The sequence below is a fragment of the Mycoplasmopsis phocirhinis genome, assembly GCF_004216495.1.
GTDB classification, from domain to species: Bacteria; Bacillota_I; Bacilli_A; order Mycoplasmatales; family Metamycoplasmataceae; genus Mycoplasmopsis; species Mycoplasmopsis phocirhinis.
This window is the reverse complement of sequence record NZ_CP034841.1, coordinates 129,663-140,879: the sequence shown is the minus strand read 5'-3', so window position 1 is coordinate 140,879 and position 11,217 is coordinate 129,663. Positions and strand designations below refer to the sequence as shown.

The following is an 11,217-nucleotide window of genomic DNA, read 5'->3' as shown; positions in this document are numbered from 1 at the left end:
AGGTAGAATGTTAAATTTAATGAAATTGCTTCCAAGACGAATTAAGTGATTTTTTGTTCTTGGCGCAATATTAGTTTTTTTAGGTGTTTTAATTAGTCTAACAATTCCTAATTTTATATCACAATTCATTAAATTATTGTTTTCTAATAATCCAATAGTTGATCGTGTTGAAGTATTGCGAAATTGATATATTTTTCAAAATACTGATAAAATAGAAGTTCAAAATAAATTGATAATAATTATTGCAATTCAAACAATTTTATTGTCTATATTTACTTTTACTTCAACATATGTTTTTGTTTATGCTGCTGAACAATCTTCGCTATTTTATCGAAAAGAATTATTTAAAAAATTAAACTCGTTAAGTTTAAAAAATATTTCCGATTTAAAACCCGAATCAATAATGACTAGAATTTCTAATGATGTGGCAATTTTTTGAGACTTTTTAGTTGGTGGCTTGCGAATGATGGTCAAGGGTTTTATTATGATAGTAGGTGGAGTAGGAATTGCTTTTTCAGTTAATTGAAAAATGGCATTAATTATTTTACCTGTAATTCCGCTAATGGTTTTAATTATGTTTATCATTGCTAAATTTACCTCACCATTAATCAAAAAAACACAACATCAAGTTGAAAATGTGACAAAAGAAATTGACGAAAACATTAAAGGAATTAGAACGGTTAAAACATATAATCTTGAACAAGAAAGATTGAATAAATTCAAAAATTCCAATAATATATGATTTAAATTAAACACCAAAGTTGCAACTATAATATCTTCTCTACACCCAATATTTTTCACTCTAAATAATTTTATTGTGATTGGAATATATATGTTTGTTAGAAATCAATATATTAACAACGTAGCTACTGATAATACTGTTGTACAAATGAATATTTTTATTGAATATTTATGAATTATTGCCTTTGGTATATTGCTAATTACTATGTTTTTACGTTTTGCGTTTAGAGCAAAAATTTCAGCTGTAAGAATCAGGGAAGTTTTAATCGCAAAAGAAGATAAATTAATCATTGAAAACGGAATAAGAATAGATAAAAATAAAGAACAAAATCTTGATATTAGTATTAAAAATTTAAATTTTAAATACTATAAAAATAACCCAAATTATTCATTAAGTAATATTAATTTAGACATTCCTTATAAATCTAGTTTAGGAATTATCGGTTTATTTGCTTCTGGTAAATCAACCTTAGTAACTTTATTGTTAAACAACTACTTATATGATGAAGGTTCAATCAAAATTGGTCAACACGAAGTTAATCAAATTAACACCAATGACTTATTAAATACAGTAGGTATTGTATATCAAGACTCGATGTTATTTTCGGGAACAATTCGTTCTAATATGTTGTGAGCTAAACCAAACGCTAGCGATGAAGAAATAAATAATGCTCTTAAAAATGCTTGCGCGTATGATTTTGTTTATAAATTTAATGATAATTTAGATCACGAAATTACACAAGGAGCAACTAATCTTTCAGGCGGACAAAAACAAAGAATTTCAATTGCGAGATCGTTATTACGCAAACCTAAAATATTAATTTTAGACGATTCAACAAGTGCTTTAGATAATATTACAACAAGAAAAGTCATTGAAAATATCACAAAAAATTATGAGTGTAGCACTATTTTAATTTCGCAAAAAATTGGAGCTTTAAAAAATTGTGACAATATTATTGTAATGGAATCGGGAAAAATTATCGCACAAGGTAAGCACGAAGAATTAATTAATCATTCACCTTTTTATGCTCAAATTCATAAAAGTCAACTCGAAATATAAGGAGCAAAATGAATATAAATAAATCTAAACGTAAATTTGGTTCTACTTTCGGTATCATTAAATTAGTTTCCAAATATTCAGGTCGCTCGCCTTGATTATTTGTGTTTGGAATTTTTACCACAATAATTAATTCACTCGCCTATGTTGGCGGAATAATGTTAGGCGGTATTTTAGCTTCTAAAGCATTTACGCCGCAGGCTTTATTGCCTGGTGCTGCATTTGATGATACCTTTTTTATTTCAATGATAATAGCAATGAGTGTGGTATTTTTAATTTTTGGAATATTTCGTTTTTTGGAGTTTAAAATTTATCTAATATTAGGGTTTTCAACAGCAATGAATATGCGTAGAATCGCAATGCAAAAACTATTGAAAATGCCTGTTTCATATTTTGACAAACATAAATCAGGTGATTTAATTTCTACTTTAATTAATGATGTAAATAATATTTCATTGGCATTAAGCCAAATCTTAACCCAAGCTTTTTCAAATGTGGCTCATTTAATAATTACAATCACATCAATGATAATTTATAGTGCTAACATCACAATTATCGTGATCTTAATAACATTACTTTTATTTTCAGTTGGTTTTGTAATGATTAAAAAAGCAAGGCCAAATGTTGAGCGTGTTTGGGATGGTTTTGGTAAATTAAACGCATTTGTTGAAGAAGGCGTCAAAAATATGAAAATCACCAAAACTTTTGGTCGCCGTGAAGAATCAACCAAAAGCTTTAACGTCATAGCTAAGGATATTTATCAAAACGCTTTTAGAGCGGACTTATGAACCCAAATGTTTATTCCTTGATTTATAATGTCAACTAATATAATAATTTTAGTTGCTGCAGCAATTATTGTTGTGTTTAAAAACAATAATACGCCTTTGTGGAGTTTATTGCAAACTCTAGGTTTAAACAGCAATGGGCCGGATTTAGGTTTTTTTCTGGCCTACATTGGTTATATTCATAATGTTACAGGAGCATTACAATCAATAATAGGAACAATTTTTGGTTCTCAAAACGGTGTAGTATCGACTGCTCGTATTAATGAAATAGCACAATTAATTGAGCCAAACATTTCAAACGAAGTTAATGAACTAAACGATGTAAAAGGTCATATCAAATTTGAAAATGTATGATTCAGATACAACAATAATAAACAAGAGTGACATTTAAAAAATGCTTCTTTTGAAGCATTACCTGGTCAAAGTATTGCTCTAGTAGGACCTACAGGTGCTGGTAAAACTACTGTTATTAATTTATTAAGTAAATTTCATGATTACCAAAAAGGTTCGATAACTATTGATGGTGTAGAGTTAAAAACTATTAAAAAACAAAGTCTTAATCAGTGTATGGCTGTTGTTTTGCAAGATTCATTTATGTTTAAAGACACTGTTTATAATAACATTTTAATCGGCAATAAAAACGCCAGTGAACATACAATTTATGATTCAACAAAATTAGTTTCAGCTCATCAAACTATTTTAAGATTACAAAATGGTTATAACACTATGCTCGAAGACAATGATTTAGTTTTATCAAAAGGTGAAAAACAATTATTAGCCATTTCTCGAGCTGTTTTAGGCGATAAAAAAATTCTAATTTTAGATGAAGCTACTTCAAATATTGATACAAATACTGAAAAAATAATTCAAGATGCTCTAGCAAATTCAATTATGAAAAATAAAACGAGTATTGTGATTGCTCATCGTTTAAGCACCATCAAAAATGCCGATTTAATTTTATTTGTTGAGGATGGTGAAATTATTGAACGTGGCACTCATCAACAATTAATTGCTCAAGACGGCAAATATGCTGCTTTATATAAATCTCAATTTGCCTAAAAAACAATAAAGTCAACAACTTTATTGTTTTTTAACTTTATTTTGCACAAAATATTTATATAAGCCACCGTGTTTATGATTAGGGGCTACTTCATCGGCAATTGTTTTAAGTTGCGCGGTTGAATTACCCATTGCTACTAGTTTGCCAACATAGCCTTTTAAACACGCATCTGACATTGAATCACCTATATGAACTGTATTAATCAAATCAATATTGTTAATACGACAATATTCAACTGTTGCGGTTGCTTTGTTTGTGCTAATGTCGGTTATTTCAATGACATAATTACGACTAGCTGTATATGAATTAATCAGGTTTGGAAAATTTTGTTGTATTTCTTTAATTATTTTTTTAGAAAATAAGTTAGTAGGAAAAACAAAAGCAATTTTAAATATTTGAGAATGTTTGTTAATATCAAAATTATTAAATATATTTATTGATTTAATTCAGCGTTTAACTGTTAAATTAGCCAAAAATTTATCAAATTTATTTTTTACATATAAATGTTCTTGTTGATCATCATAAATCACAAACACTATTTTTTTAGATATTGCATAATCCACAATTTTTTGTACAATCTGATTAGGCATTGCGTTAGCTAAAACCAGTTTATGATTAACATAAACTTCAGCGCCTGATGAACTTATAATATCACTAATACTTAATTGTTTCATTGCTTGTTGAACTCTTAAATCCGAATAACTTCGCCCAGTTGAAAAAACAACGTTAGCGAAGTTTTTGATAATTAAAATTGCGCTTAAATTTTTGTGTGAAATTCTACTAAAACCTTTTTGATCGAAAAGAGTTCCGTCTAAATCAATAAAGTAAGTAAGTTTGTTTTTTATTTGCATGTTTATCAATTATAAGTTATAAGCAAAATTTAATGCTAAAAAAATAAAAAACAGCGTTGCTGTTTTTGAAACTTAATTTTTGTGTGAAACTTTACTTGCTAGCGCTAATCTATTTCAGGCGTTAATTGCAATCGCGTTCATAATTAAATCTGAAATTTCTTTTTCGCTGAAAAATTTTGATAATTCTTCAAATGTTTCATCAGTTAGTGCTTTATCTGAAATTAAAGTTATTTCTTCAGTCATTTTAAGAACTGCTTTTTCTTTTTCGCTGAATAATGGTGATTCAGTTCACGCTGGTAGTGCAAAAATTCTACGTTGTGTTTCTCCAACTTCTAAAGCTACTTTAGTGTGAATTTCTAAACAATAAGCACATTTATTAATTTGCGATGCTCTCACTTTAATTAATTCCAATAAAATAGGGTCTAAACTTGTTGATAAGTGGTCAGATAGTTGTGATAAAATTTTTGCTGATTCTGGGTCTTGTTGTGCAATAATTACTCTTTTGGCCATTTTTTTCTCCTTTTTTGCATTTTTTACATTTTCTATGCACTATTATTTTAAATTAAAAAAGCAAAAAATCAAAACTATTTTAAACATTAAATTAAAATATTAAAAATTGAAAATAAAAAAAGCAGCTCCCTATTTTCCCATCTCTGGTATCGTCGGCACTACAAGGCTTAACTACTGAGTTCGGAATGGTATCAGGTGGTCCCTTGCGCTATAACTACTATATAAATAGTACTATATTTAAAATTAAATCAAAACATTTTTAAAACTTTTTTTATTATCAAGTTAAACAAAAAAATCTAACAAAATTTCAATGCTTAAATAAATTTTGTTAGATTTTAGTTTAATAATTTTTTATTTTTATTTTGAACTATGTAAGATGAAAATTCTGTCGTGACAAAATCTTGTCCTCGTTTTAAATATAGTACTAACAATGTTGTTAAATCAAAACGGTATAAATTAACATACGTGTAGGGTTTTTCTAAATAAAAATCTTTATCATTTCGCACATGAGTATCAATTAATTCGAATTTATTTTCAGGTAAAAAAGCAGGTAAAATATAAATATTATATACTTGATTATTCACATTTTGAGTTATATAGTTATTGATCACATCGGCATAATTAAATTGTTTAAAATAATCACTAGTACCCGGACTATTGGTTTGATAATATTTTGCATCTATAACTAAATAGTCAAAATTATTTTTATATATAACATCAGGACGCAATTGTTGTCTAATTTTTTGTCTTGATTTATTAATTACTAAAAATCAAAATCTCCTACATCAACATTACCAAAAATTGATTTAATCATTTTTTCTCAAAGTGGTGCAAAACGATCTGTGCCTATTTTTATTTTGTTGTTTTTTAAATTAAAACCTTCATCTTTTAATAAAACTAACAAATGACGAATTAAAATTTTTAATTCTGATTTAAATGTATCTTATGTTCTCATCGTAAGAGATTAATCTATTTTTTTCTTTGTGTTTGTGAAATTTGTTCTGGTGCGTTTTTTATTTTGTGCGTTGGAAAAAATAAAAAACCAATTGCACTATTAGCACGATTATAACAATAATTAAATATTCTAATTAATTCTTTGTGTTTAACACTTCAAGTAACATCGCGTATAGTTTTTAAATAAAAAAATTGTTCTGTTGAATAAAAAGGAATAAATGCTTTTATTGTCTTTTCCAATTTATTTTGCCGGATTGATTCACATTTGATTTAGTGTAATCTTGTTGTAATAATGAATAAATAGATTGAATATTTTGTTTTAAAATTCAAAAAGATGCAGATATTGCATCTAAAGAGTTTAAATTAACACCTATATTAGTGCCAGACATTTTAATAGATTTTGAATTAATGTTTATCAATAAATCGAGCATCAATTTAGTTTTATTTATTATTTGAGGACTTAATTTATTGTCTAGTTGAATATGCTCAATATCACCAGTTAGAGTTCAAGGAAGAATAATTTTAATAGAATTATCTGAATATTCAATGCCAACAAAGCTATCTTTTTTGTTTAAAATTACTGAATATTTTATAGACATTTGTGCCATTTTATTTTTCTAACTCACTTAAAACATTGTCATTAAAAATATTTTGAAATTGTGTTGAAGCGAATAATTCAAATAATTTGTCTATCGAATTAACTTTTGAATTAAATAATAATCCCCGGTCATATTTAAAAACATCATTTCATAAATATTCTAAAACCTTTTGGGCAAACAATTCAGTTGAATTAATAACCTTATGTCACGCAAAATATTTACCAATTTTTTTATCAACATCATTTTGCAATGTTTCGGAATTAATTTCTATAATGTTATTGATTACTTCAATAAATTTAGACCAAATAATATTTGTTTTTGGTATTTTTAATTCTTTTAAATTTAATCATCTTGATCATTTCAATTATTCGAAATGTAAATTTTGTTTCATCTCCTTTGAAATGCTGTATCTAAAACGTTTACATATTGATCAGATGTGTTTAAAGTAGCTGCAATCGAAAGATTTGCTGGAATATAGATTTCAAAATCACTTTTCATCCCTAACGATTTTGCTATTTCAAAATTAGTAATTGTGTATGTGCTTTCACCATTTTGGTTGCGGTCCAAAAGTTGAAAAATATCACCAAATACACCCGCAGCATTTGCTCTATTAAGTTCTTCAATAATCAAAACGTAATTATTGTCAGGATTTTGATAAGCTTGTTTTAAAATTTTTGTAAAAGGTCCGGGTTCAAATTTATATTCAACTTTATTATCGTTTGTTTTTGGTAATATTTGTCCTACAAAATCACTATAGGAATAGGACGGGTGAAAAATAATACGAACTTTGGTAAAATTATTATATTTTTTATTCAAAATATAAGATTTACCACTCCCAAGAATACCGTAATAGATTTCATTAACACCAACAATTGCTGTGTTTTTATTGTTGTTGCTATATTGATCTTTTTCACTTTTATTTCAATAACTAATAAATTCTTTGTAAAATGTATCATTGTCAGTTGTTAATCACGACAAAAAATTTTTAAACGCCTTCAAAACATGACTGGTTAATTCATGAGATATACCTTTAAAATTTTTGTTTTTTTTAGTTCTATTATTATGAATTTTATAGAAAGATAAAGGAATAAAAGTGTTATTTCATCTTGTTAATAATTCTATAAGTCCATCTTTGTTCAATTCATTAATTACTTTTATGTCAAAAAATTTACTTCTGTTTTTAATATAAGTAAAAAATCAGTGTGATCGTAATTTTTAATTTCATCATGAATTAGAGATAATAAATGAGCAAAATCTTGGTCATTTCCAAATTCTTTAAAATGTTTTTCTTTATTTTCAATTAAAAATTTATACCATTTGTTAGACTTACTGAATAAATCATTAATCTTCTTGCACCTACCAATTTTTTCTCTAATTTTTTTTGATATTTCAGGAGTAAATTGATGCGATGCAGTGTTATATAAATTTTCTAATTCAGCAAGGTATTCTTTAAAATATTTATTCACTTTTTTCTCCTAAATTCAGATTAAACATATTTTATTCTAAAAAAAACGAAACGTTTAAAACGGTCGTTTTCGTTTATTAATTTAGCTAAATAATGTTTTAACATTAATATAAAAATAAAAAAGCAGCTCCCTATTTTCCCATCTCTGGTATCGTCGGCACTACAAGGCTTAACTACTGAGTTCGGAATGGTATCAGGTGGTCCCTTGCGCTATAACTACTAAAATAATTGTAATGTATTTTTAAAATAATCCAAATATTTTTTAACTTTTTTTAAATGAAGAAATTGTTGAAAAATCAACTTCTCTTATTTGACCTTTTGCTAAATCATCTGGTAACGTTACAGAGCCAAAACTAATTCTTTTTAAATATGTTACAGTATAGCCAAAATAATTTAACATTTGTTTAACTTGGTGGTATTTACCTTCGTATATTGTTAATTCACAAGTGTTTTTAGTAATGAACTTAAATTTATATTTGTTTACAATATATCCTTGTATTTTTATATCACCTGAATGTCTTTTTATCGTATCATTAAATTCTTTATCAACTTCAACATAATACGTTTTTGGAATGTGATTTTTTGGTTTTAAAACTCAATTAGCTCAGCCACCATCATCAGTAATAATCATCAAACCTTCGCTATCTTTATCTAATCTTCCAACACAAAAATATTGTGTTGGTTTTAGATTTATTAAGTCAAAAATAGTCAAATCGTTTTTGTCCGAATTAGCTGATAAATAACCTGCTGGTTTATTAAATAAATAATAATGATACTTGCTAATTTTCAATGGTTGATCGTTTATTAAAACGAAATCTTTTTGAGATTCTATCAAAATACTTTTGTGAATTTTGATACCGTTTACTTGAATATTACCTTTGCGAATCATTTTTAATATTTGGCTACGGGTATAGGAAGTGTTATGAGCAATTATTTTTTCTATTCTTTGTTTTGACATATTAATTATTTTGATTAGATTGTGGAGAAGGAGTATTGGTTTGTGGTTGGTTTTGTTCTTTTAGTCTTTCGCTTCTTTTTTGATCTTCATCAGTAATTTTTTCAATTATTTTAATAACTTCATCATAATATTTTTTATCAAAAGCAACAAATAACGTCATTAACGAATTGCGAAAATAAGAACTATATTCACCAGGTAATTGCACTGCAGGAGCATAATCACTTACAGAAGTTAAAACTGATAATTCGTTAATAACTTGACCTTGTGCGTTATATGCAAATGGAATAAGTGATTGAGAAATTAAATAATCTTTATCGCGGTAATTAATTGGGTTAATTGATGTTTGATTAATCGCCACATATACAATAAATTTATTTTTAAAAAAATCTTGATTAAAAATATTTGATATTTTAAAATTACTTATTTCATCAGGAAATTCATTTTCTATATCTTCAGTTTGTTCAAAATTATCATAAACTAAAAAAGACGGAAAAACTTTACTTGCTAGAAGATCATTTTCAAGAATTAAAATTTTATTATCTCTTGGTTGTATTTTTAATATATCCAAATAACCATATTTTTCAATATTTTGTACATTTAATGTGTCCTTATTGTCAGTTTTTAAACCTATTTCAACATTTGAACTAGCTAAATTATCATTTTTTTTTGTAATTGTTCATTGGTTTTTATTTTCATCATTTTTTGTTGAACATGAAACCACAATCATTGGTGCTGAAATTAATAGTGGGGATAAGATTATTTTTTTCATTATTACTCCTATTCATAAAATTTTATTATGTAAATAATATATCAAAACAAATTAAAAATAAAAAAAGCAGCTCCCTATTTTCCCATCTCTGGTATCGTCGGCACTACAAGGCTTAACTACTGAGTTCGGAATGGTATCAGGTGGTCCCTTGCGCTATAACTACTATAATAATTGTATTGTATTTTTACAATATTCCAAATATTTTTTTGAAAAAATAAAAATAAAAAAATAAGCATACGCTTATTGGTCAATTTCTTGAAATGGTACGTCCTAGAGGATTTGAACCTCTGACCCAATGGTTAAAAGCCATTTGCTCTACCTGCTGAGCTAAGGACGCATTTAGTGATCTTGCGATCATATGGTACCCAGAACTGGACTTGAACCAGCACAGTGTTACCACCGAGGGATTTTAAGTCCCTTGCGTCTACCTATTCCGCCACCTGGGCAACTTCTTAAAATTGCTATTTAATTATAGCGTAATTTTAAAAAAAGAAAAAATATTTTCATTTTTTATTTTTTAACATCTTTACTACTTGAATATTAAATTTATTTAATTTTTTTTAATGGTTTAGCAACTTCGTAATAACCACAATAAATAGATTTAGCTGTTTTAATCGGAGTTTTTCAGGTTGCACCGTATCATTGTTTTAAATATTTTTGGGCGTTATTTAAGCAAAAAAATTTTCTACCACATAATTCAATTTGTTTTAAATTAGTTAAATCATCTTTATCTATCAAACAATAATTATCCATTGTCGGTCAAACTGTAAGTGCATATTTATTTGTGTTTGGTACGTATAAAGTTTGATAAACTTTGTCAAAAGTTAAACTTTTAACCCACCACAAAGTTGATTTTACCAAAAAACGGCATATTGTTTTAATTATTTTGTGATTAAAATAATATTTAACTTTTGTTCAGCCACATAAACCTTTGATTTTGTTTGTAAATTTTGTTAAATATTTTTTAAATGTGTTTTCGTTGCTTGAAACTGTAACAAATAAATCAATATATTGTGAGTTAGGATTAGTGACATTTATATCTTTAAGTGAACTCACAAAACGCGGAAAAGTCAAAAAATGATGATTAACATTTTTGTTTGTCATTATTTTATCTGGGTAATTATTAATTAAAAAATCATAGGTTTGCTTGGTAATAATTAAATCAATATCAGCATCTCAGTCAATTAATTTATTTGATCTAATGGCTCCTAATAAAGTTCCATAAGCTAACGAATATGTTAAATTATTTTGCTCAAGAATGTCTACAAGTTCATGTAGTAATTTTAAATTTCCTTGTTGTCTTTTTTTTATATTTTTATCCAGCATAGGACTATCATCTAATTTCATAGATACTATTATAATAAAATTGTTGGTTATTAATTGTTTAAACTTCAGCTAAGTTTATTTTTTTTGAGTATCTTTAAATTAAAAAATAAAAATGTTTTTTAAATTATGTTTTTTTGGTAAA

At 26.4% G+C, this 11,217-nt stretch carries 14 protein-coding genes, 2 tRNA genes and 3 rRNA genes; 2 read left to right on the top strand and 17 right to left on the bottom strand.

Annotated elements, in window-relative coordinates:
• The first annotated feature begins 7 nt into the window (after nt 1-7).
• Both EG856_RS00630 and EG856_RS00625 read left to right on the top strand, forming a co-directional pair.
• The gene (locus tag EG856_RS00630) at nt 8-1,801 is read left to right on the top strand and encodes an ABC transporter ATP-binding protein (protein WP_130429215.1); all 1,794 of its coding nucleotides are present in this window, start codon (nt 8-10) and stop codon (nt 1,799-1,801) included.
• Nucleotides 1,802-1,809: 8 nt separating this feature from the next.
• Entirely contained in the window at nt 1,810-3,642 is a 1,833-nt protein-coding gene (locus EG856_RS00625; protein ID WP_130429214.1) for an ABC transporter ATP-binding protein, read from the top strand.
• A gap of 21 nt (nt 3,643-3,663) precedes the next feature.
• On the opposite strand, the gene EG856_RS00620 is transcribed toward EG856_RS00625, so the two are convergent.
• The 17 genes from EG856_RS00620 to mf1 all read right to left on the bottom strand — a co-directional run bounded on the left by EG856_RS00620 (nt 3,664) and on the right by mf1 (nt 11,096).
• Nucleotides 3,664-4,494 (bottom strand): HAD hydrolase family protein, encoded by an 831-nt coding sequence (locus tag EG856_RS00620; RefSeq protein WP_130429213.1) that lies wholly within the window; start codon nt 4,492-4,494, stop codon nt 3,664-3,666.
• Nucleotides 4,495-4,566: 72 nt separating this feature from the next.
• The gene (locus EG856_RS00615; protein WP_130429212.1) at nt 4,567-5,004 is read right to left on the bottom strand and encodes a carboxymuconolactone decarboxylase family protein; all 438 of its coding nucleotides are present in this window, start codon (nt 5,002-5,004) and stop codon (nt 4,567-4,569) included.
• Nucleotides 5,005-5,120: 116 nt separating this feature from the next.
• Nucleotides 5,121-5,226, bottom strand: a 5S ribosomal RNA gene (rrf, locus tag EG856_RS00610).
• Nucleotides 5,227-5,339: 113 nt separating this feature from the next.
• Entirely contained in the window at nt 5,340-5,732 is a 393-nt protein-coding gene (locus EG856_RS00605) for a hypothetical protein (protein WP_165381412.1), read from the bottom strand.
• A 35-nt stretch (nt 5,733-5,767) separates the two neighbouring features.
• Nucleotides 5,768-5,908, bottom strand: coding sequence for a hypothetical protein (locus EG856_RS03625; protein WP_165381411.1), 141 nt, complete (start codon nt 5,906-5,908; stop codon nt 5,768-5,770).
• A 65-nt stretch (nt 5,909-5,973) separates the two neighbouring features.
• On the bottom strand, nt 5,974-6,198 hold the full coding sequence (locus EG856_RS00600) for a hypothetical protein (RefSeq protein WP_130429210.1): 225 nt from the start codon (nt 6,196-6,198) through the stop codon (nt 5,974-5,976).
• On the bottom strand, nt 6,183-6,557 hold the full coding sequence (locus EG856_RS00595; RefSeq protein ID WP_130429209.1) for a hypothetical protein: 375 nt from the start codon (nt 6,555-6,557) through the stop codon (nt 6,183-6,185). Before EG856_RS00595 ends, EG856_RS00600 begins: the two co-directional genes overlap by 16 nt.
• A 10-nt stretch (nt 6,558-6,567) precedes the next feature.
• Complete coding sequence (locus EG856_RS00590; RefSeq protein ID WP_130429208.1) at nt 6,568-6,921, bottom strand: hypothetical protein; 354 nt, start codon at nt 6,919-6,921, stop codon at nt 6,568-6,570.
• Nucleotides 6,900-7,697 carry an AAA family ATPase gene (locus EG856_RS00585; RefSeq protein WP_165381410.1) on the bottom strand — a complete coding sequence of 266 codons (798 nt, stop codon included), beginning with the start codon at nt 7,695-7,697 and terminating at the stop codon, nt 6,900-6,902. Before EG856_RS00585 ends, EG856_RS00590 begins: the two co-directional genes overlap by 22 nt.
• Before the next feature lie 14 nt (nt 7,698-7,711).
• A complete protein-coding gene (locus tag EG856_RS00580) occupies nt 7,712-8,023 on the bottom strand; it encodes a hypothetical protein (protein ID WP_130429206.1) in 312 nt (103 codons plus the stop codon).
• Between the two features lie 117 nt (nt 8,024-8,140).
• Nucleotides 8,141-8,246 (bottom strand): 5S ribosomal RNA (rrf, locus tag EG856_RS00575).
• A 38-nt stretch (nt 8,247-8,284) separates the two neighbouring features.
• Nucleotides 8,285-8,980, bottom strand: coding sequence for a pseudouridine synthase (locus tag EG856_RS00570; RefSeq protein WP_130429205.1), 696 nt, complete (start codon nt 8,978-8,980; stop codon nt 8,285-8,287).
• 1 nt (nt 8,981) lies between these two features.
• Nucleotides 8,982-9,749 (bottom strand): hypothetical protein, encoded by a 768-nt coding sequence (locus EG856_RS00565; protein WP_130429204.1) that lies wholly within the window; start codon nt 9,747-9,749, stop codon nt 8,982-8,984.
• A 61-nt stretch (nt 9,750-9,810) separates the two neighbouring features.
• Nucleotides 9,811-9,916 (bottom strand): 5S ribosomal RNA (rrf, locus tag EG856_RS00560).
• Nucleotides 9,917-10,010: 94 nt separating this feature from the next.
• A tRNA-Lys gene (locus EG856_RS00555) sits at nt 10,011-10,086 on the bottom strand.
• 22 nt (nt 10,087-10,108) lie between these two features.
• A tRNA-Leu gene (locus EG856_RS00550) sits at nt 10,109-10,195 on the bottom strand.
• Between the two features lie 100 nt (nt 10,196-10,295).
• The gene (gene mf1 / locus EG856_RS00545; protein ID WP_130429203.1) at nt 10,296-11,096 is read right to left on the bottom strand and encodes a diacylglycerol cholinephosphotransferase Mf1; all 801 of its coding nucleotides are present in this window, start codon (nt 11,094-11,096) and stop codon (nt 10,296-10,298) included.
• Nucleotides 11,097-11,217 lie beyond the last annotated feature (121 nt).